Here is a 20,085-nt window from a genome sequence, read left to right as displayed (position 1 = left end):
CGCCCTCCCAGCCGTACGTGGTTGGATGCGAAGAAGAGGGTGTCCGGGGGCAGAGCCAGCCCACTGAACGGAACTGGCAGGCGGGAATCGTGAGGATCTTCGGCAAGGGACGGCACCGGCCCTCCGCCTCTTGGCGGCAGGCCACAGACCGCGCGTTCACGCTGATCGGCGACGGTCGGTACGAGGACGCGGGCGCGCTGCTGACACGGGCCGCCGATCTGGAGCCCTGGCTGTCCGAGTCCTGGTTCAACCTCGCCCTGCTGCACAAGTTCCGGCACGACTGGGAGCAGGCCCGGGCAGCCGGGCTCCGGGCCGTCGCGCTGCTCGACCGGGAGGCCGGCGCGCCTGACTGGTGGAACGTCGGCATCGCGGCCACCGCCCTCCAGGACTGGCCGCTGGCCCGGCGGGCCTGGCAGGCGTACGGGCTGCGGGTACCGGGCGGGGTCACCGCCGCGGGTGAGCCGGCCGGGATGGATCTCGGCAGTGCCGTTGTCCGGTTGTCGCCGGAGGGCGAGGCCGAGGTGGTGTGGGGGCGGCGGCTGGATCCGGCGCGTATCGAGGTGCTGTCGATCCCGCTTCCCTCGTCCGGGCGACGCTGGGGTGAGGTCGTGCTGCACGACGGGGTGCCGCACGGGGAGCGGACCACGGCGGCCGGGCACTCGTACCCCGTGTTCGACGAGATCGAGCTGTGGGCGCCGTCGCCTGTGCCGACGTGGGTGGTGCTGCTTGAAGCTGCCGCTGAGGCTGACCGGGATGCGTTGGAGCAGTTGGCGGCGGATGCGGGGTTCGCGGCGGAGGACTGGTCGTCTTCGGTGCGGTTGCTGTGTCGGATGTGTTCGGAGTCCCGGATGCCTTCCGATGAGGGTGACGGGGAGCATCTTGATCCGCATGATCACAGTGAGCCCGGGCATCCTGGGCCGTTGGGGCATCGGACGGATGGGCAGTTGTGGGTGCCGGAGCGGGAGTGTGGGCTTGCGGCGCCGGCGTCGTTGGTTCGGGGGTTGTTGGACGGGTGGGTTGCCGACAGCCCTGACTCCCGGGACTGGCGGGATTTGGAAGAGGTCTGCTGAGGCCGGTGGTCGGGTGCGGGTCCGTCGTGGCTGGTCGCGCAGTTCCCCGCGCCCCTTAAAAGACAGGGCGTTGTCGCTGGTCGCGCCACGCGGCGGAGCCGCATATGAGCACGGCCCCGCGCCCCTCAAAGACAGGGCGTTGCCGCACATATCCAGAGCCCCGCGCCCCTGAAACGCATCCACGTACCCTGTACGTGCAACATCTCCCCCCGTTTTACCTAGGAAGGCTTACGTCCGTCATGGCGCAGCAGGACACCGATCAGCAGCACGTGGGCGTGCTCCCCGTGGATGACGAGGGATTCGTCGTCGACACCGAGGAGACCGAGGAGCGTGAGGCGGTCTGGCGGGAGCGGGGGACCTCGCGGGCGATCACGGTCGTCGGGAATCCGGTGCTGCACAAGGAGTGCGCGGACGTCACCGAGTTCGGTGCGGAGCTGGAGACGCTGGTGGCGGACATGTTCGCCTCGCAGCGCACCGCCGAGGGTGTCGGCCTCGCCGCCAACCAGATCGGCGTCGGTCTGAAGGTCTTCGTCTACGACTGCCAGGACGACGAGGGCAAGCGGCACGTCGGTGTCGTCTGCAACCCGAAGCTGGTCGACCTGCCCGCCGACAAGCGGCATCTGGACGAGAGCAACGAGGGGTGTCTGTCGGTGCCCACCGCGTATGCGCCGCTCGCCCGCCCGGACTACGCCGAGGTGACCGGGCAGGACGAGCAGGGCAACCCCATCAAGGTCCGCGGCACCGGCTACTTCGCACGGTGTTTGCAGCACGAGACCGACCACCTGTACGGCTACCTCTACATCGACCGGCTCTCCAAGCGTGACCGCAAGGACGCGCTGCGGCAGATGGCCGAGAACGAGCCCCGCTATCCCGTGGTCGCCAACGACTGAGTCCCACGGACTATCACAACCCCCTTACGTACGGCGTCTGTTCAGGTGCAACTCCCTGACCAGGCGCCGTTCGTCTGTCCCTCGCACATTCGATCGTTTCTGCTCGAAGGGGGCAAATCCGTTCCCAGAACGGTCAGTTGTGGTGCTGAATGGGAAGTGCGGGGATACGCAACGGCGCACGCCCGGCACAGCGGGAGGGGCGTGCGCAACTGGCGGCTGAGAGGGGTTTGTTCGTGCCTGCTTTCTCACACAGCACGGCGTTTCCCCGGCAACTGAATCCGTATTGGCCGAGGCTCCAGGAGAAGACACGTGTCCGGCTGCTGGAAAAGCGTCTCATGCCGGCGGACAAGGTCCGGGAATACGCCGATGGCCTTTGCTGAACGGACTTGATGGCCGGGTACTACTTGGGCGCACCGGACGAAGGTGCTCCAGGCGATAGCGGACTACAGCGCGTGGTTCTTCGTCTGGGACGACCGCCACGACCGGGACATCGTGCACGGCCGGCCCGACGCCTGGCGGCGGTTGAGGTTCCGGTTGCATGCCGCACTGGACTCACTGGAACGCGCGGTTCGCCCGCCACTTCCACGCGGTGATCGAGGCCTACGACCGGGAATTCCGCAACCGCACCGAGGGGACCGTCCCCACGGTCGAGGAATACCTCGCACTGCGCCGGCTCACCTTCGCGGGCGGCACTGCTCAGCCAGGAATTCGCCGCCTGGTACAACGACCTCTGCTCCCTGCCCAAGGAAATCGCGGGCGACGAGGTCCACAATCTCGGCATCACCCTCCGCCCGCACCGGCTGCTGCTCAGGCTTGTGTCGAGGCGAGGTGACGGGCGTACGTTCAGGCGGCTTCCGGGCCCCTGAACGTGCGCCGGTAGGCGTTCGGCGTGGTGCCCAGGGCGCGGACGAACTGATGGCGCAGGGCGGGCGCGGTGCCGAAGCCGGCGCGCCAGGCGATCGCGTCCATCGTCTCGTCCGTCCCCTCCAGCAACTGCTGTGCCAGCAGCACCCGTTGACGCAGGATCCAGCGGTACGGCGTGGTCCCGGTCTCCTGCTGGAAGCGGCGGGCGAAGGTGCGCGGCGACATGAGGGCGCGGGCGGCGAGCTGTTCGACGGTGACCTCCTCGTCGAGGTGCTCCGCCATCCACACCAGCACCTCGCCGACGGTGTCGCACTGCGAGCGCGGCAGCGGCCGTTCGATGTACTGGGCCTGGCCGCCGTCGCGGTGCGGGGGGACGACCATGCGCCGGGCGATGGCGTTGGCGACCTCCGGCCCCTGCTCCTTGCGCACGATGTGCAGACAGGCGTCGATGCCGGCGGCCGTGCCGGCGGACGTGATCACCGGGTCCGCGTCGACGTACAGCACATCCGGTTCTACGACGACCTTCGGATACCGGCGGGCGAGCAGCTCCGCGTGGTGCCAGTGCACCGCGCACCGCCGCCCGTCCAGCAGCCCGGCGGCGGCCAGCACGAACACGCCCGAGCAGACGCTGAGCACCCGGGCGCCCCGGTCCACGGCCCGCCGCAGCGCGTCGAGCAGTGCCTCCGGGTACTCCCGGGCGGCGTAGGTCGCACCGGCCGGTACGGCGATCAGGTCCGCGGTCTCCAGCCGCTCCAGGCCGTGCTCGACGGCCAGGGAGAAGCCCGCGTGGGTGGAGAGCGTCGGCCCCTCCGCCGAGGCGACCGCGAAGTCGTAGACAGGTAGCCCCTCGTCGCTGCGGTCGAGGCCGAACACCTCGCAGACGACGCCGAGTTCGAAGGGGTGCACACCGTCGAGCAGGACTACGGCCACGTTCTTGAGCATGCTGCCAGTGTGCGCCAGGACTGGCAGTAAATCGAGGGTGTACGGCAGTTCTGCCACTGACGGTAAGGAGTGTAAGAGCGGACACTGGTGTCTATGAACGCAGCCATGGACAATCTCATCGCCCTACTGACCGTCCTCGGCATCATCGTGGCCGTGGCCTTCCCGTCGCTGCTCGGCATCGCGCACGACCGACGCATCGACCGTCAGATCCGGACCGCCCACCGGATCATGACGTCGTCACCACGACGGTGACCGACCACTCCTGAATGCCCTTGCAGGAGATCTTGTGCGCGGCGGTCGCACACAGCGGCCGGGACGACGTGAGCTTCACGGTCCCGGCCGAGACCGCCTTGAACGCGTTGCTCGCGTCGCCGGGCCGGATCAGGATTCCGCTGTTGGTGGCCTCCAGGCCGCTGCCGGCGGTCTTGACCGGCGCCCAGGGCCTGGCGGTCGTCCCGTCCAGCAGAATCCGGACGGTGTTGCCGGTCGTCAGGCAGAACGTGCCGTTGGAGTCGGTGGCGGCGAGGGTCTCCTTCGCCGTACAGGCCGCCTTGCTCTTGCTCGGCGTGGGGGACTGGGACGGCGACACACTGCCGCTGCCGGTGTCGGACTTGGTGCCGCCGCAGCCCGTGAGGGCCAGTGCCAGGGTGGCGACGGCGAGGGACGGACCGAGAATCGATCGACGCATGGGGGCCTCCTTCGCCCCTTTGACGTGTCACCGACGCATCCGGATCCCCTGTGAACTGTGAAGTATTCGTGGACATGACAGAGCCCCGGCCGCTGCGAGACGACCGGGGCTCGGCTCATGAGGAGGTCAGCTGGTCGTGACGGCGGTGTCGTCGACGACGAAGCTGGTCTGGAGGGAGGAGTCCTCGACTCCGCTGAACTTCAGGGTGACCGTGGTACCGGCGAAGGCCGAGAGGCTGAAGGACTTCGCGACGTACCCGCTGGCCGCGTTGAGGTTGGAGTAGGTGGCCAGGGTGGTCGATCCGGCGGTGACCGTCAGCTTGTCGTAAGCCGTGCTGGTGCTGGTCTCCGCGGTGTCGATGTGCAGGTAGAAGGTGAAGGTCGTGCCGGTGCAGCCGGACGGGACGGTCACCGACTGGGACAGCGTGTCGGTGTGGGTCGAGCCGTAGCCGTCGAGCCAGGCGTAGTACGAGCCGGCGTGGGCGGACTCACTGCTGGAGTTGGTGATGACCCCGCTGCTCGCGGTCCAGGTCGTGTTGCCCGACTCGAAGCCCGCGTTGCCCAGGAGCTGGGACGAGGTGCAGGTGCCGGTGCCCGAGGTGCTGACCGTCCAGGTGAAGGAGGCCGAACCGGAGGCGCCGGTGGAGTCGGTCGCGGTCACCGTGACGGCGTAGGTGCCGGCGGTGGACGCGGTGCCGGAGATCAGACCGGTCGAGCTGCTGATCGACAGACCGGTCGGCAGCCCGCTCGCGCTGTAGGTGAGGGTCGCGCTCGCGCTGTCGGTGGCCGAGATCTGCAGGCTGGCCGTGGAGCCGGTCACGGTGGACTGGCTGCCCGGGTTGGTGACGGTCACCGTGTTGCCGGTCGTGGTGCCGGCGGTGAAGGCGGCGGTGCCGTCGGGGGTGCCCCAGCCGGTCGGGCCGTCGTAGCCGGTCTCGGCGGTGCAGAAGTACGCCGTCGAGCAGGAGCCGTTGTTGCCGCTGGTGACGTCGTACAGGTTGCTGGTGTGGGAGTAGGGGTACTTCGCCGGGTAGTCGCTGGTGCCCGGGGTGCCGGCCAGCGCGTAGACGCCCGCGATGATCGGGGACGAGGCGCTGGTGCCGCCGTAGACCGCCCAGCCGGAGCCGCCGTAGGTGTCGTAGACGGCCACGCCGGTGGCGGGGTCGGCGACGGCGGAGACGTCGGCCTCCATGCGCTTGGTGCAGCCCGTGTCGGTCTGCCAGCTCGGCTTGGAGTCGTACGCCGAGCAGCCGGAGCCGGTGCCCTCGGTGCTGCTGGTCTTCCACACGGACTCGGTCCAGCCGCGGGTGTTGGAGGACGTGGAGAGGGCCGTGCCGCCGACTGCGGTCACGTACTGGGACGTTGCCGGGTACTCGGCACCGTAGGCGGAGTCACCGGAGGAGACGGTGATCGCTACGCCCGGGTGCTTGAAGTACGAGGTGTCCTCGGAGGTCTGCGAGGAGGACTCGGAGCCGCCCCAGCTGTTGGAGACGAACTTCGCGCCCAGGGCGACGGCCTCGTTCTCGGCGGTGCCGAGGTCGGAGTCGGTGGCCGAACTGGCCTCCACCAGAATGATGTTGCAGTTCGGGCAGACCGCGCTGACCATGTCGATGTCGAGCGCTTCCTCGCCCGCCCAGCCGGTGTCGTTCGTCGGCAGGGACGTGGTCGAGCCGGTCTGGCTGACCTGCTTGAAGCAGCCGCTGGCCACGGTGCAGGCCGACAGGCCGAAGTTGGAGCGGTAAGTGGCCAGGTCCGAGGCCGCGTTGGGGTCGTTGTACGCGTCGACCACAGCGACCGTGAGGCCGGAACCGCCGGTCGAGGGAAGCGCGTACGCGCTGTGCAGGTTGGCCGGGCTGAGGCCGGAGACCGCGGCGGCGGCGTCCGGGTGCACGGCGGCGGCGAGCTGCTGCTTGATGTCGGTGCGCCGCTGGGCGAAACAGGCCGCCGAACCGGGGGCCGCCTTCGCGCACAGGTGCTCGGTCGGCACCTTCTGGCCGGCCTTGCCGGTGGAGTGGACGGCCTGGGCCGCGGGGGCGGTCAGGGCCTTGGCGTTCTGGGTGACCTTGGATACCTGGGCGGACTGGACGACTGCCTGGGCTGCGGGCTGCGCGTCGGCGGGGGAGGCCGCCACGAGCCCGAAGACGCTGAGGGTGAGGGCGGGTATGGCGGCGGTCAGCAGTCTTCGCAGACTCCGTCTGGGCTTCTCACGCATGGGGTACTGCCTCCATCGTTGGAGTGGGGTCCTCGGCGTGGTGGCAGGCCTGTGACGCGCGTAGCGGCGGCAGATGACGTCGTCATGGGCATGACACTTTGAGCGTCCTGTGGGGCACTGGTGAATGACATGAACAGGACGGGCAGAACGTAGCCGGGTCGACGAGACCGCGAACAGACGCACCCCATGAACTTTGCCGCTCCATAGAAACTCCATGGACGGCCCATGGAAGCTCCATGGGCCGTCCGCGAAGTAAGCGATACATAAAGGGGGTCGGAGGCGGGGCTAGAAGTCCTCGTCGAGGTCGACCGTGCCCTCCACCGCGACCTGGTACGCCGACGGGCGGCGCTCGAAGAAGTTGGTCAGCTCCTGCACGCCCTGCAACTCCATGAAGGAGAAGGGGTTTTCGGAGCCGTAGACCGGGGCGAAGCCCAGCCGCTGGAGGCGCTGGTCCGCGACGCACTCCAGGTACTGGCGCATCGAGTCGGTGTTCATGCCCGGCAGACCCTCGCCGCACAGGTCACGCCCGAACTGCAGCTCCGCTTCTACGGCCTCCTTCAGCATGTCGGTGACCTGCTGCTGGAGTTGGTCGTCGAACAGCTCCGGCTCCTCCTTGCGGACGGTGTCGACCACCTCGAAGGCGAAGCTCATGTGCATGGTCTCGTCGCGGAACACCCAGTTGGTGCCGGTCGCCAGACCATGCAGGAGACCCCGGCTGCGGAACCAGTAGACGTACGCGAACGCGCCGTAGAAGAACAGCCCTTCGATGCACGCGGCGAAGCAGATGAGATTGAGGAGGAAACGGCGGCGGTCGGCCTGGGTCTGGAGGCTGTCCAGCTTCTCGACCTCGTTGATCCACTTGAAGCAGAACTCGGCCTTCTCGCGGATGGAGGGGATGTTCTCCACCGCGTCGAAGGCGGCCGCCCTGTCCTCCGGGTCGGGGAGGTAGGTGTCGAGGAGCGTCAGGTAGAACTGGACGTGCACGGCCTCCTCGAAGAGCTGGCGGCTCAAGTAGAGCCTTGCCTCGGGGGAGTTGATGTGCTTGTACAGGGTCAGCACGAGGTTGTTCGCCACGATGGAGTCGCCCGTCGCGAAGAACGCGACCAGCCGGCCGATCATGTGCTGCTCACCCGGCGTCAGCTTCGCGAGGTCGGCGACGTCCGAGTGGAGGTCGACCTCCTCGACGGTCCAGGTGTTCTTGATCGCGTCCCGGTAGCGCTCGTAGAAGTCCGGGTAGCGCATGGGGCGGAGGGTCAGCTCGAAGCCCGGGTCGAGCAGGTTTTTAGGAGTCACAGCCTTGGCTTCGGTGGTCATTACTGGCAGGCCTCGCAGGACTCGGGGTTTTCCAGGGAGCAGGCGACCGCGTCTTCGTCGGGGGTCAACTGCTGTACGGGGACGGTGGTTTGGGCTTGCGCCTGGGCCGCGCGGGCGATGCGGGTCGCCGGGCGCGAGCGCAGGTAGTACGTCGTCTTCAGGCCCTGCTTCCAGGCGTACGCGTACATCGAGGAGAGCTTGCCGATCGTCGGCGTCTCCAGGAACAGGTTCAGGGACTGGGACTGGTCCAGGAACGGGGTGCGGGCGGCGGCCATGTCGATCAGGCCGCGCTGCGGGATCTCCCACGCGGTGCGGTACAACGCCTTCACGTCGGCCGGGATCCAAGTGAAGGCCTGCACCGAGCCGTTGGCGTCGCGCAGCGCCTCGCGGGTGCGGGCGTCCCACACGCCGAGCTGCTTCAACTCGTCGATCAGGTAGGAGTTGACCTGGAGGAACTCGCCGGAGAGCGTCTCGCGCTTGAACAGGTTGGAGACCTGCGGCTCGATGCACTCGTAGACGCCGGCGATGGACGCGATGGTGGCGGTGGGGGCGATCGCCAGCAACAGGCTGTTGCGCATGCCGACTTGGGCGATACGTTCCCGCAGCGCGGCCCAGCGCTCCGGCCAGGTCAGCTCCACGTCGTAGTGGTCGGGGTGCAGGACACCCCGGGCCGTACGGGTCTTCTCCCAGGCCGGCAGCGGGCCGTTGCGCTCGGCGAGGTCGGCGGAGGCCTCGTACGCGGCGAGCATGATGCGCTCGGCGATCCGCGTGGAAAGGGCCTTGGCCTGGGGGGAGTCGAAGGGGACGCGGAGTTTGAAGAAGACGTCCTGGAGGCCCATCGCGCCCAGGCCGACCGGGCGCCAGCGGGCGTTGGAACGGCCCGCCTGCTCGGTCGGGTAGAAGTTGATGTCGACGACACGGTCGAGGAAGGTGACGGCGGTGCGGACCGTCTCGTCCAGCCGCTCCCAGTCCAGCTCCCCATCGGTGACGAACGCGCCCAGGTTCACCGAACCCAGGTTGCAGACCGCCGTTTCGCCGTCGTCCGTGACCTCCAGGATCTCCGTGCAGAGGTTGGAGGAGTGGACCGTGTGGCCCGGCTCGGCCGTCTGGTTGGCGGTGCGGTTGGCCGCGTCCTTGAAGGTCATCCAGCCGTTGCCGGTCTGCGCGAGGGTGCGCATCATGCGGCCGTAGAGGTCGCGGGCCGGGATGGTCTTCTTGGCCAGCCCCGCCGCCTCCGCCTTGCGGTACGCGGCGTCGAACTCCGCGCCCCACAGGTCGACCAGCTCGGGCACGTCGGCCGGCGAGAAGAGCGACCAGATGCCGTCCTCGTTCACCCGGCGCATGAACTCGTCCGGGATCCAGTGCGCCAGGTTCAGGTTGTGCGTACGGCGGGCGTCCTCACCGGTGTTGTCCCGCAGCTCCAGGAACTCCTCGATGTCGGAGTGCCAGGTCTCCAGGTACACCGCGGCGGCACCCTTGCGCCGGCCGCCCTGGTTCACCGCGGCGACCGAGGCGTCCAGCGTCTTCAGGAACGGGACGATGCCGTTGGAGTGCCCGTTCGTGCCCCGGATCAGCGAACCGCGGCTGCGGATGCGGGAGTACGACAGTCCGATGCCGCCGGCGTGCTTCGAGAGGCGGGCGACCTGGTGGTAGCGGTCGTAGATGGAGTCCAGCTCGTCCAGCGGGGAGTCGAGGAGGTAGCAGGACGACATCTGGGGGTGCCGGGTGCCGGAGTTGAAGAGGGTGGGGGAGGAGGGGAGGTAGTCGAGGCGGCTCATCAGGCGGTAGAGCGCGGCTACTTCGTCCAGGGCGCGGATGCTGTCGTCCTCGGCCAGGCCGGATGCCACCCGCAGCATGAAGTGTTGGGGCGTCTCGATGACCTTGCGGGTGATCGGGTGCCGGAGGAGGTAACGGCTGTGGAGGGTGCGCAGGCCGAAGTAGCCGAAGCGGTCGTCGGCCTCGGTGTCGATCAGCGCGTCGAGGCGGGCCGCGTGCAGCGTCACGAACTCGGCGGTGCGGTCGGCGATGAGGCCCTCGCGGTGGCCCACGGCGACGGACTCGGTGAACGTCGTGACGCCCTGGGAGGCGGCCTCGGCGGCGATGCTGATCGTCAGCAGCCGGGCGGCGAGGCGGGAGTAGGCGGGGTCCTCGGAGATGAGGCCGGCGGCGGCCTCCGTGGCCAGTTCGCGCAGTTCCGTCAGGTCCGCGTGCGCGGACCGGCCGCGCAACGTGGCGGCGGCGACCCGGCCGGGGTCGGCGTCGGGAAGGTCGGCGGTCAGCTCGGTCAGGGTCCGCAGGATCGCAGTGCCGGGGCCGTCGGCGTCCTGAACGGCCGTTCCGGGAACGTCGGTTCCGGGTCCGGTCGTGGTCGCTACGTTCGCCTCGTTCGCCTGGGTCGCTGATGCCGGCTCTGCTGGCGCGATGGTCACGGTGGGGCTCTCCCTCGCTCGGCACGGGGCCTTGCGGAGGGCAGGCGGCAGTACACGAGCGCACGGGGCGTCGCGTCCACCGGCCCACTCCACGAGGCCCGGACGTCATGCGCCCTGGCCGGGTGGCCGGGCGCGCCGTCGGCAGGTCCTCGGACTGACCATGCGTGCATATGCACGTAAGTACACCGTTGCGGGACAGTTCCGGATTCGCACCGGATTCCCCTGCGGCGACAGCGAGCATGAGCATACATCTTGTGCCGGGCTGTCGTGGCACCCCCAGATGTTGTGTCGCGGTGGTTTCAGAGTGTCAGCTTGTAGGTGAGCAGAGTGAGATCGTCCAGGTGTGGCACGGGGTTCCAGTCGCGGTCGGGGGTGCGGACGAAACCGAGGCGTTCGTAGATGCGGTGGGCCGCGTGCATGGAGCGTTGGGACGACAGGACGATGGTTGTGCAGGCTTCTGTGGCTCGGGCGCGGGTGATGCAGGCGCGGACGAGGGCCTCGCCGGCACCGCGGCCGCGGGCGGCGCGGGCGATCGCCAGTGCGCGGATCTCTGCCTCGCCGGGGCGGGCTATGTCGGCGATGGGGCCGGGGCCCGGGACGAAGGTGACGCCGCCGAGGAGGTGGTCGCCGTCCACCGCGACGAGGACCTCGGCGGATGCGGCTCGGCTTGCCACGTCCTTCAGTACGGGGAGGTACGGGTCGGCTTCGCCGTAGTCGAGGAGGCCGTCGTCGAGGTAGGCGTGGGCGGTGAGGGTGCCGAGGGGTTCGTATTCGGTGGGGTTCGCTCGGCGGATGAGGATGTCCATGTGGGTGAGTGTGTACGAAAAGCGGGCCGCCGAGGGTGGTGCTCTCGGTGGCCCGCTGCGGGTTCGTCGTGGCTGGTCGCGCAGTTCCCCGCGCCCCTAGGGGGGTCTCAGTGGCCGGCGATCACAGGTAGCTCTTCCTTTACTCCCGGGTCGCCCGCGTCTGCCGTGTAGTCGGCGGGGCTGGTCTCGTCCACGCCCTCCGGGGCCTTGAACGCCTTCAGGGCGAAGGTCAGGACCACCGTCACCGCGACGTTCAGGACGAACGCCGTCAGGCCGATGTAGCCGATCTCGCCGATGCCGGGGATCTCCTTGGACGAGCCGCCGAAGTGATCCTGGGTCGGGGAGGCGACGCCGTAGGCCGCCAGGGTGCCGTAGACCATGCCGACCGCCCAGCCGGCCAGTAGGGCCCAGCGGTGGAACCAGCGGGTGAAGAGGCCGCCTACCAGGGACGGGAAGGTCTGGAGGATCCAGATGCCGCCGAGCAGCTGGAAGTTGATCGCCACCGTCTTGTCCATCGTCAGGACGAAGGCCAGGGCGCCGACCTTCACCAGGAGGGAGACGATCTTGGAGACCTTGGTCTCCTGGGCCGGGGTCGCGTCGGGCTTGATGAAGTCCTTGTAGATGTTGCGGGTGAAGAGGTTCGCGGCCGCGATGGACATGATGGCGGCGGGGACGAGTGCTCCGATGCCGATCGCCGCGAAGGCCACGCCCGCGAACCAGTCCGGGAACATGTTCTCGAAGAGCTGCGGGATCGCCAACTGCGCGTTGGTGACCTTGACTCCGGCCGCGATCGCCATGAAGCCGAGCAGCGCGAGCAGGCCCAGCATCAGTGAATACAGGGGCAGGATCGTGGTGTTGCGGCGGATCACGTTGCGGCTCTTGGAGGAGAGCGTCGCCGTGATCGAGTGGGGGTACATGAACAGCGCCAGTGCCGAGCCCAACGCCAGTGTGGCGTACGTCCATTGGCCGGCAGGGGCGGGGACGAGTCCGCCCGCCCCGGCCGCCTTGAACTTGGCGCCCGCCGCGCTGAAGATGTCGTCGAAGCCGCCGAGCTTGATCGGGATGTAGATGATCGCCACCGCGATGACGAGGTAGATCAGCCCGTCCTTCACGAACGCGATCAGCGCGGGGGCACGGAGGCCCGACGAGTAGGTGTACGCGGCCAGCACGCCGAACGCGATCAGCAGCGGCAGATCCTTCACGAACCAGTTGGAGCTCGCGCTGCCGCCCACGCCCATGACGTCCAACACGGCCTGGATGCCGACCAGTTGGAGCGCGATGTACGGCATGGTCGCCAGGATGCCGGTGACCGCCACCGCCAGCGACAGGCTCTTCGAGCCGAAGCGGCCCCGCACGAAGTCGGACGTCGTCACGTATCCGTGCTTGTGCGACACCGACCAGAGACGGGGCAGGAACGTGAAGATGAGGGGGTACACGAGGATCGTGTACGGCACCGCGAAGAAGCCGGCCGCGCCCGCCGCGTAGACCGCCGCCGGGACCGCCACGAACGTATACGCCGTGTAGAGGTCGCCGCCGAGCAGGAACCAGGTGACCCAGGTGCCGAACGACCGTCCGCCCAGGCCCCATTCGTCGAGGCTGGCTTCGTTGTCGGCCCGGCGCCAGCGGGCGGCCAGGAAGCCGAGGACCGTGACGGCCAGGAAGAAGAAGATGAAGACGGCGAGTGCGACGCCGTTCACGCCGTCGTTCACCGGTTACCTCCGGGGCGGGCCCGCTGGTCGCGCTGCCACAGTTTGTAGGCGGTCATCGTCAGCGCCGTCGAGATCAGCACCCAGAGCATCTGGTACCAGTAGAAGAACGGGATGCCGATGAACGTGGGGTCCGTCTTGGCGTAGGAGCCGACCCAGAGCATCGCCACGAACGGTGCGAGCAGGCAGACGGCGATGACGACGCGCACCGGTGTCACCACCGGTGCCGCCACTTCGGGCGGAACTTCGGGTACATCTGACATTTCGCGGCTCCGTCCCCTCACTGATCACCTGTGTAACGCGCAGGCAATGTAGGTCACGGAATCACCGCGGCGAAAGACCCCGTCCGCATATCGGCATGTCGATTTAGTGAAAGCCTGACATCGGTGTCAAAAGCGGGGGTCAGGGAGGGGTCAGGCAAGGGGGCAGGCAAGGGTCAGCAGCAGCGGAAGCCCTGCCTCGGGTCGGCCTCCTGGCGGTCCGTCCGCATCCTTTCGAAGTCGCGCCGGTCCGGGACCTCCGCCTCCGGGTGGTCCCGGCGTACGTGCGCGACATACCGCTCGTACGCCGACTCGTCCATCAACTCCCGGACGTACCACCGCACTCCGCTAGTCGCCCGCCTGAACGCCGACCACATCGCGCGCCCTCGCCTCCTCTTCCTTCTCCTCTCGGGTCGGGAGGAGTCCGGCCGGTGCCACGATCTTCGACTCGACGTACGGCGTCTCGCTGAGCGAGGAGAGCGCCGGGCGGCGGACGTGTCGAACGCAGACACGAAGGGCGTCCGCGATGACGACCACGACAAGCACCGCGAGAATGGCCGAAAGCACCCCGTCCACCGTGGAGTTGGTGACGACGGTGTGCATGTCGTCCATGGACTTGGCGGGCGGCAGGACCTTGCCCGCGTCGATCGCGTCCTGGAAGACGGATCGTTGCTTGAAGAAGCCGACCTTCGGGTCGCTGGAGAACACCTTCTGCCAGCTCGCCGTCAGGGTGACCGTCGCGTCCCAGGCGAGCGGAATCCCGGTGATCCAGGCCCACTTGAGGCGTCCGGACTTCACCAGGAGGGTGGTGCAGACGGCCAGGGCTACGGCGGCGAGGAGCTGGTTGGAGATGCCGAAGATCGGGAAGAGCTGGTTGATCCCGCCGAGGGGTTCGTGGACGCCGACCCAGAGGAAGTAGCCCCAGAGCGCGCACACGATTGCGCTCGTCAGTGCCAGGCCCGGCCTCCAACTCACGTTCTTGAAGGGCCGGTAGACGTTCCCCAGCATGTCCTGGAGCATGAACCGGCCCACGCGCGTGCCCGCGTCCAGCGCGGTCAGGATGAACAGCGCCTCGAACATGATCGCGAAGTGATACCAGAAGGCGCGCAGACTCCCGCCGGTGACCTTGGCGAAGATCTCCGAGACGCCGACCGCGAGGGTCGGTGCACCGCCGGTGCGGGACAGCAGACTCGCCTCGTCGACGTTCTTCGCGGCCTGCGCGAGGTCGGCGGGGGAGATGTGGTACCCCCAACTGCTCACCACCTGCGAGGCGTTCTGCACCGTCGTGCCGATCGCGCCCGACGGGGCGTTCATCGCGAAGTACAGACCCGGGTCGATGATGCTCGCGGCGACCAGTGCCATGACGGCGACGGACGACTCCATCAGCATCGCGCCGTAGCCGATCATGCGGATCTGGGTTTCCTTCTGGATCATCTTCGGCGTCGTACCGCTGGAGATGAGCGAGTGGAAGCCGGACAGCGCGCCGCAGGCGATCGTGATGAAGACGAAGGGGAAGAGCGAACCGGCGAAGACCGGGCCGTTGCCGTGTTTCGCGAAGTCGGTGACGGCGGGCATCTTCAGGGCGGGCAGTGCGACCACGACGCCTATCGCCAGCAGGATGATCGTGCCGATCTTCATGAAGGTGGAGAGGTAGTCGCGCGGGGCGAGCAGGGTCCAGACGGGGAGGATCGAGGCGATGAAGCCGTACGCCACCAGCCAGATGACCAGCGTCGAGGGCGCGAGGGTGAAGGCGCCGGCCCACGACGACTCGGCGACCCAGCGGCCCGCGACCAGGGCGAGCAGCAGCAGGGCGACGCCGATGAGGGAGACCTCGGAGACGCGGCCGGGGCGAAGTACCCGTAGGTAGAAGCCCATCAGCAGGGCGATCGGGATGGTCATGCCGATGGAGAAGGTGCCCCAGGGGGAGGAGGCCAGCGCGTTCACGATGACGAGGGCCAGCACGCCGAGCAGGATGATCATGATGGCGAAGGTGGCGAGCAGCGCGGCGGCGCCGCCGAAGGGGCCGATCTCCTCGCGGGCCATCTGCCCAAGTGACCTGCCGTCGCGCCGGGTTGAGAAGAAGAGCACCACCATGTCCTGGACCGCGCCGGCGAAGATGACGCCGACGATGATCCAGATCGTGCCGGGCAAGTAGCCCATCTGCGCGGCCAGTACGGGTCCGACGAGCGGTCCGGCGCCGGCGATCGCGGCGAAGTGGTGGCCCAGCAGGACGCGGCGGTCGGTGGGGTGGTAGTCGATGCCGTTGTCGAGGCGTTCGGCCGGGGTGGCCCGGGTGCCGTCGACCTTCAGGACCTTGTACGCGATGAACTTCGAGTAGAAGCGGTAGGCGATGGCGTACGAGCCGAGCGCGGCGGCGACCATCCAGGCCGCCGACACGTTCTCGCCCCGCGCCAGCGCGAGTACGGACCAGCCCGCCGCGGCGACGAGCGCGACGAGGGTCCAGACGACGATGGTTCGGACGTTCGCGGTACGCACCGGGTGGTCCTCCCGTCCATGCGGCGACGGGAGGAACGTAGAGCAACCCGGGTAACTCCGTAAGTCCCTTAGTCCTGTGGGCGCTTCAGTCGCGCCACGAACTAGTCCTGCGGACGCTTGAGTCGCGCCACGAACTTGTAGCGGTCCCCCCGGTACACCGACCGCACCCACTCCACCGGCTTGCCCTCCTTGTCGAGGGAGTGGCGGGAGAGCATCAGCATCGGGAGGCCGACGTCGGTGCTGAGGAGGCCGGCCTCGCGCGGGGTGGCCAGCGAGGTCTCGATGGTCTCCTCGGCCTCGGCGAGATGGACGTCGTAGACCTCGGCCAACGCGGTGTACAGAGACGTGTACTTGACCAGGGACCTGCGCAGGGCGGGGAAGCGCTTCGCGCTGAGGTGGGTCGTCTCGATGGCCATCGGTTCGGCGTTGGCCATGCGCAGCCGCTCGATGCGCAGGACCCGGCCGCCGGCGGTGATGTCGAGCAGGTCGGCGAGGGTGTCGTCGGCGGTGATGTAGCCGATGTCCAGGAGCTGCGAGGTCGGTTCGAGGCCCTGGGCCCGCATGTCCTCGGTGTACGAGGTGAGTTGGAGGGCCTGGGAGACCTTCGGCTTGGCGACGAACGTGCCCTTGCCCTGGATGCGTTCCAGGCGGCCCTCGACGACCAGTTCCTGAAGGGCCTGGCGGACGGTTGTGCGGGAGGTGTCGAACTCCGCGGCCAGGGTGCGCTCGGGCGGGACCGGCGTGCCGGGCGCCAGTGTCTCCGTCATGTCGAGCAGGTGTTTCTTCAGGCGGTAGTACTTGGGCACACGCGCGGTGCGGACGGTGGCCCCACCCTCGTTCTCCGCACTGCTGACCTCGGTGCTCATGCTCTGCCTTCCCGGCTCCGGACAAGGGTCACTTCGTGATCCCTTCTGTATACCGTCGCGGTCGCTTTTGGTCTAGTCCACAGCGCCAAGTGGTCTAGCGGAAGAGAGTACTCCGGCACTGCTGTTTTCGCTGCCTTCTTACTTAAAGGTTCCTGCATATGTAGGTCCCATAACGGCTGGTCAGGGGTGTTTCGGGGGCTCTTGACAGGCCCTCTGGTCTGGTCCAAGCTCCGGGTACTGGTCTACACCATTGGTTCAGGTCCCGGCCCATGGGCGGGAGGTGTGGCAGGCATCCCTGAGGAGGGTGGCGTGAAGCGCAAGCTGATAGCCGCGATCGGTATCGCGGGCATGATGGTCTCCATCGCGGCGTGCGGGGGCAACGACGACAAGGGCTCTTCGAACAGCGGCGCCGACGCCAAGGAGCTGACCGTCTGGCTCACCGTCGACGCGCAGAACAACTGGCCCCAGCTGGTGAAGGCGGCCGACACGGCTGTGCAGAAGGCGCACCCCGGCGTCAAGATCAAGCACGAGTACTACGGCTGGCCGGACAAGAACACCAAGCTCGACGCGGTCCTCGCCACCGACAAGGCCCCCGACGTGGTCGAGATGGGCAACACCGAGATGCTGGGCTACATGGTCAAGGGCGCCTTCGCACCCGTCGACCCTTCCAAGTTCACCAACTCCTCCGCCTGGCTCGACGGCCTCAAGGCCTCCGTGACCTACGACGGCAAGACCTACGGCGTCCCCTACTACGCCGGTGGCCGCGTCGCCAACTGGCGTACGGACATCGCCGCTTCGGTCGGCGTCAAGACACCCCCGACGACGTACACCGAGCTGACCGCCGACCTGGACAAGATCCAGAAGAAGGAAGGCAGCAAGTTCAGCGCCTGGTACCAGCCCACCCGTGACTGGTACGCGGCCATGTCCTTCGTCTACGACGCCGGCGGCGCGATCGCCACCCAGTCCGGCAGTGAGTGGAAGGCCAGCCTCTCCTCGCCCGAGTCCATCAAGGGACTCAACGAGTGGAAGTCGGTCATCGACAAGTACATGCACGGCGACAAGACCAAGGACGAGTCCGACCGTTACATCGTCTACGGCCAGGGCAAGGCGTCCATGATCTTCGCCGCCGCGTGGGAGGGCGCGACCGCCGCCGACCCGAAGAACGACAAGACCGGCGGCAAGCTGAAGACCGACCTCGTCAACTTCGTGATGCCCGGCCCGTCCGGCAAGAACATGCCCGTGTTCCTGGGCGGTTCGGACCTGGCCGTCCCGGTCAAGTCCAAGGCGCAGGCCCTTGCAGCCGAGTGGATCAACGCCTTCACCGGTCCCTCCGGCCAGAAGGGCCTGATGGCCAAGGGCAACCTGCCGAACAACAAGACCGACCTCGCGACGCTGAAGAGCGACCCCGCGACGGCGGTCCCGGCCACCGCGGCCGAGTCCAACTGGTTCGTCCCGATGGCACCGGGCTGGGGCCAGGTCGAGAAGGCTCAGGTTCTGCAGACGATGCTGCAGAACATCGGCACCGGCAAGAAGTCGGTGGCGGACGCCGCGAAGGAAGCGGACACCGCGATCGACAAGGTCATCAACACCAAGTGACCTGAGGGCAGGGCCCTGTTGGACCCGGGGGAGACCTTCGGGGCAGGGCCCTGCCTCACGTACGGCCGTACGACCAGAGGGATCGCTGAGGAGCGCGCGATGAGTGCCGACACGACCACCCCCGCCAAGGTGCCGCCGCCGCGGCAGGCGCCGCCACCGCGCGTCCCCGACGCCTCGCGCAGAAAGCGGACGTCGAGAGGGGCCGGGATTCCCTGGCTGCTGCTCGCGCCCTGCCTGCTGATCCTCGCCCTCGTCATGGGCTATCCGCTGGTCCGCCTGGTCACGCTGTCCTTCCAGTCGTTCGGGCAGTCCCAGCTGTGGGGCTTCAAGCCCGCCGAGTGGGTCGGCTTCGACAACTTCTCCGGGGTCCTGAGCGACGGCGAGTTCTGGGGCGTTGTCGTCCGCACGATCGTCTTCGCGGCCGGCTCGGTCATCTTCACGATGGTCGCCGGCATGGCACTCGCCCTGCTCCAGCAGAAGGTCTCCGGCTGGATGAAGACGCTCATCAACGTTGTCCTGGTGGCCAGTTGGGGCATGCCGGTCATCGTCGCGACCACCGTCTTCAAGTGGCTCTTCGACTCGGACTACGGCGTCTTCAACGCGCTGCTCAGCAAGTTGCCCGGCGTCGACATGATCGGCCACAACTGGTTCGCGAGCGGACCGCAGGGTCTCCTCGTGATCATGCTGCTGGTGGTGTGGGGCGCGGTGCCCTTCGTGGTGATCACCCTGAGCGCCGGACTCACCCAGGTCCCCCAGGAGTTGGAGGAGGCCGCCCGCCTCGACGGCGCCGGCGCCTGGGGCGTCTTCCGGTACGTCACCCTGCCCATCCTCAAGCCGATCATCGTGATGCTGACGACCCTGTCGGTGATCTGGGACATGGGCGTCTTCCCCCAGGTGTTCGTGATGCGCGGCGGCCACCCCGAGGCCGACTTCCAACTGCTCAGCACCTATTCCTACGACCGTGCCTTCGTCGTCAACGACTACGGACAGGGTTCCGCGATAGCCCTGGTCACGGTGGTGCTGCTGCTCGGTGTCGTCGCCGTCTACATGCGTCAGATGCTTCAGATCGGAGAGGTCGAATGAGCGCGCTCACGACCGACGCGCCCCGGAAGCCGACCGGTGGGCGCCGGAAGTCCAAGGTCGGCTGGAACCTCGTCGGCCTGCTCGTCTTCGTCGTCGTCGGCTTCCCCCTCTACTGGATGCTCGACACGGCGTTCAAACCGGCGCGGGACGCCATCGACCCGGACCCGAGCCTGCTGCCCACCGGCATCACGCTCGACAACTTCCGCCGGGCGCTGGACATCGCCGACTTCTGGGGCCCGGTCGGCCGCAGCCTCATCGTGTCCCTGTCGGTGGTCGTGATCGGCGTCATCGTCGGCCTGCTGGCCGCGCTCGCGATCTCCCGCTTCGCCTTCCGGGGCCGCAAGATCGTGATCGTCGGCATCCTCGCGGTCCAGATGGTCCCGCTGGTCTCGATGATCATCCCGGTCTTCCTGCTCCTGAACGACCTCGACCAGTACGACAAGCTCTCCGGCCTGGTCATCACCTACCTCACCTTCATCCTCCCGTTCACGGTGTGGACCCTGCGCGGCTTCATCGTCAACATCCCGAAGGAGCTAGAGGAGGCGGCCATGGTCGACGGCTGCTCCCGCACCGGCGCCTTCATCCGCGTGGTCTTCCCGCTCCTGGCCCCGGGCATGGTCGCCACTTCGGTCTACGGCTTCATCCAGGCCTGGAACGAGTACCTGTACGCCCTCATGCTGCTGAGCCAGGAGCACCAGACGGCGACCGTCTGGCTCGGCAACTTCACCACCAAGCACGGCACCGAGTACGCCCCGATGATGGCCGGCGCCACGATGATGGCCGTGCCGATCGTCGTCCTGTTCCTCATCGTCCAGCGCAAGATGGCCGCGGGGCTGACCGCGGGCGCTGTGAAGGGATAACGCC

17 protein-coding genes, 1 pseudogene and 1 riboswitch are annotated in these 20,085 nt (G+C 67.9%); of the genes and pseudogenes, 7 read left to right on the top strand and 11 right to left on the bottom strand.

Annotated features, from left to right (window positions below):
- Nucleotides 1-89 precede the first annotated feature (89 nt).
- The 3 genes and pseudogenes from OO70_RS22760 to OO70_RS52595 all read left to right on the top strand — a co-directional run.
- Entirely contained in the window at nucleotides 90-1,070 is a 981-nt protein-coding gene (locus OO70_RS22760) for a tetratricopeptide repeat protein (protein ID WP_043674479.1), read from the top strand.
- A 239-nt stretch (nucleotides 1,071-1,309) separates the two neighbouring features.
- The gene (def, locus tag OO70_RS22755; protein ID WP_043674476.1) at nucleotides 1,310-1,960 is read left to right on the top strand and encodes a peptide deformylase; all 651 of its coding nucleotides are present in this window, start codon (nucleotides 1,310-1,312) and stop codon (nucleotides 1,958-1,960) included.
- 233 nt (nucleotides 1,961-2,193) lie between these two features.
- A pseudogene (locus OO70_RS52595) lies at nucleotides 2,194-2,757 on the top strand (terpene synthase family protein); the annotation flags it as partial.
- A gap of 46 nt (nucleotides 2,758-2,803) precedes the next feature.
- Here OO70_RS52595 and OO70_RS22750 read toward each other — a convergent pair.
- On the bottom strand, nucleotides 2,804-3,766 hold the full coding sequence (locus OO70_RS22750) for a GlxA family transcriptional regulator (protein WP_043674473.1): 963 nt from the start codon (nucleotides 3,764-3,766) through the stop codon (nucleotides 2,804-2,806).
- Between the two features lie 93 nt (nucleotides 3,767-3,859).
- On the opposite strand from OO70_RS22750, the gene OO70_RS55390 reads away from it, so the two are divergent.
- Nucleotides 3,860-4,018 (top strand): hypothetical protein, encoded by a 159-nt coding sequence (locus tag OO70_RS55390; protein ID WP_199827375.1) that lies wholly within the window; start codon nucleotides 3,860-3,862, stop codon nucleotides 4,016-4,018.
- Here OO70_RS55390 and OO70_RS22745 read toward each other — a convergent pair.
- The 10 genes from OO70_RS22745 to OO70_RS22700 form a co-directional block, all read right to left on the bottom strand.
- Complete coding sequence (locus tag OO70_RS22745; protein ID WP_043674469.1) at nucleotides 3,993-4,454, bottom strand: hypothetical protein; 462 nt, start codon at nucleotides 4,452-4,454, stop codon at nucleotides 3,993-3,995. The genes OO70_RS55390 and OO70_RS22745 overlap by 26 nt on opposite strands.
- 126 nt (nucleotides 4,455-4,580) lie before the next feature.
- On the bottom strand, nucleotides 4,581-6,665 hold the full coding sequence (locus OO70_RS22740) for a putative Ig domain-containing protein (protein ID WP_043674467.1): 2,085 nt from the start codon (nucleotides 6,663-6,665) through the stop codon (nucleotides 4,581-4,583).
- A gap of 285 nt (nucleotides 6,666-6,950) precedes the next feature.
- The gene (locus tag OO70_RS22735; protein ID WP_043674465.1) at nucleotides 6,951-7,979 is read right to left on the bottom strand and encodes a ribonucleotide-diphosphate reductase subunit beta; all 1,029 of its coding nucleotides are present in this window, start codon (nucleotides 7,977-7,979) and stop codon (nucleotides 6,951-6,953) included.
- Entirely contained in the window at nucleotides 7,979-10,408 is a 2,430-nt protein-coding gene (locus OO70_RS22730) for a ribonucleoside-diphosphate reductase subunit alpha (protein ID WP_043674463.1), read from the bottom strand. The genes OO70_RS22735 and OO70_RS22730 overlap by 1 nt, the downstream gene beginning before the upstream one ends.
- 100 nt (nucleotides 10,409-10,508) lie before the next feature.
- Nucleotides 10,509-10,665: riboswitch (cobalamin riboswitch) on the bottom strand.
- A 42-nt stretch (nucleotides 10,666-10,707) separates the two neighbouring features.
- Nucleotides 10,708-11,214 (bottom strand): GNAT family N-acetyltransferase, encoded by a 507-nt coding sequence (locus OO70_RS22725; protein ID WP_043674460.1) that lies wholly within the window; start codon nucleotides 11,212-11,214, stop codon nucleotides 10,708-10,710.
- A gap of 107 nt (nucleotides 11,215-11,321) precedes the next feature.
- Nucleotides 11,322-12,923 carry a monocarboxylate uptake permease MctP gene (gene mctP, locus OO70_RS22720; RefSeq protein WP_043674458.1) on the bottom strand — a complete coding sequence of 534 codons (1,602 nt, stop codon included), beginning with the start codon at nucleotides 12,921-12,923 and terminating at the stop codon, nucleotides 11,322-11,324.
- Nucleotides 12,920-13,183 carry a DUF3311 domain-containing protein gene (locus OO70_RS22715; protein WP_043674452.1) on the bottom strand — a complete coding sequence of 88 codons (264 nt, stop codon included), beginning with the start codon at nucleotides 13,181-13,183 and terminating at the stop codon, nucleotides 12,920-12,922. Before OO70_RS22715 ends, mctP begins: the two co-directional genes overlap by 4 nt.
- 173 nt (nucleotides 13,184-13,356) lie before the next feature.
- On the bottom strand, nucleotides 13,357-13,557 hold the full coding sequence (locus tag OO70_RS22710; protein ID WP_043674449.1) for a YbdD/YjiX family protein: 201 nt from the start codon (nucleotides 13,555-13,557) through the stop codon (nucleotides 13,357-13,359).
- A complete protein-coding gene (locus tag OO70_RS22705; protein ID WP_043674444.1) occupies nucleotides 13,529-15,676 on the bottom strand; it encodes a carbon starvation CstA family protein in 2,148 nt (715 codons plus the stop codon). The genes OO70_RS22710 and OO70_RS22705 overlap by 29 nt, the downstream gene beginning before the upstream one ends.
- A gap of 101 nt (nucleotides 15,677-15,777) precedes the next feature.
- On the bottom strand, nucleotides 15,778-16,542 hold the full coding sequence (locus tag OO70_RS22700; protein WP_043674441.1) for a GntR family transcriptional regulator: 765 nt from the start codon (nucleotides 16,540-16,542) through the stop codon (nucleotides 15,778-15,780).
- A gap of 309 nt (nucleotides 16,543-16,851) precedes the next feature.
- On the opposite strand from OO70_RS22700, the gene OO70_RS22695 reads away from it, so the two are divergent.
- From OO70_RS22695 to OO70_RS22685, 3 genes are all read left to right on the top strand, one after another.
- Nucleotides 16,852-18,138 (top strand): extracellular solute-binding protein, encoded by a 1,287-nt coding sequence (locus tag OO70_RS22695; RefSeq protein WP_043674436.1) that lies wholly within the window; start codon nucleotides 16,852-16,854, stop codon nucleotides 18,136-18,138.
- A gap of 99 nt (nucleotides 18,139-18,237) precedes the next feature.
- Nucleotides 18,238-19,221 (top strand): carbohydrate ABC transporter permease, encoded by a 984-nt coding sequence (locus OO70_RS22690; RefSeq protein ID WP_043674431.1) that lies wholly within the window; start codon nucleotides 18,238-18,240, stop codon nucleotides 19,219-19,221.
- On the top strand, nucleotides 19,218-20,081 hold the full coding sequence (locus tag OO70_RS22685) for a carbohydrate ABC transporter permease (protein ID WP_043674426.1): 864 nt from the start codon (nucleotides 19,218-19,220) through the stop codon (nucleotides 20,079-20,081). Before OO70_RS22690 ends, OO70_RS22685 begins: the two co-directional genes overlap by 4 nt.
- Nucleotides 20,082-20,085: the final 4 nt, after the last annotated feature.

The sequence above is a fragment of the Streptomyces xylophagus genome (genome assembly GCF_000716435.1).
In the GTDB taxonomy this organism is placed as follows: Bacteria; Actinomycetota; Actinomycetes; order Streptomycetales; family Streptomycetaceae; genus Streptomyces; species Streptomyces xylophagus.
This window is presented reverse-complemented; position numbering and strand designations above follow the sequence as displayed.

What these genes read in the sequence shown, in the direction of transcription:
- def (WP_043674476.1), top strand. Translation starts at nt 1,310, where the DNA reads ATGGCGCAGCAGGACACCGATCAGCAGCACGTGGGCGTGCTCCCCGTG.
- OO70_RS22750 (WP_043674473.1), bottom strand. Translation starts at nt 3,766, where the DNA reads ATGCTCAAGAACGTGGCCGTAGTCCTGCTCGACGGTGTGCACCCCTTC.
- OO70_RS55390 (WP_199827375.1), top strand. Translation starts at nt 3,860, where the DNA reads ATGAACGCAGCCATGGACAATCTCATCGCCCTACTGACCGTCCTCGGC.
- OO70_RS22745 (WP_043674469.1), bottom strand. Translation starts at nt 4,454, where the DNA reads ATGCGTCGATCGATTCTCGGTCCGTCCCTCGCCGTCGCCACCCTGGCA.
- OO70_RS22740 (WP_043674467.1), bottom strand. Translation starts at nt 6,665, where the DNA reads ATGCGTGAGAAGCCCAGACGGAGTCTGCGAAGACTGCTGACCGCCGCC.
- OO70_RS22735 (WP_043674465.1), bottom strand. Translation starts at nt 7,979, where the DNA reads ATGACCACCGAAGCCAAGGCTGTGACTCCTAAAAACCTGCTCGACCCG.
- OO70_RS22725 (WP_043674460.1), bottom strand. Translation starts at nt 11,214, where the DNA reads ATGGACATCCTCATCCGCCGAGCGAACCCCACCGAATACGAACCCCTC.
- OO70_RS22715 (WP_043674452.1), bottom strand. Translation starts at nt 13,183, where the DNA reads ATGTCAGATGTACCCGAAGTTCCGCCCGAAGTGGCGGCACCGGTGGTG.
- OO70_RS22710 (WP_043674449.1), bottom strand. Translation starts at nt 13,557, where the DNA reads ATGTGGTCGGCGTTCAGGCGGGCGACTAGCGGAGTGCGGTGGTACGTC.
- OO70_RS22700 (WP_043674441.1), bottom strand. Translation starts at nt 16,542, where the DNA reads ATGAGCACCGAGGTCAGCAGTGCGGAGAACGAGGGTGGGGCCACCGTC.
- OO70_RS22690 (WP_043674431.1), top strand. Translation starts at nt 18,238, where the DNA reads ATGAGTGCCGACACGACCACCCCCGCCAAGGTGCCGCCGCCGCGGCAG.
- OO70_RS22685 (WP_043674426.1), top strand. Translation starts at nt 19,218, where the DNA reads ATGAGCGCGCTCACGACCGACGCGCCCCGGAAGCCGACCGGTGGGCGC.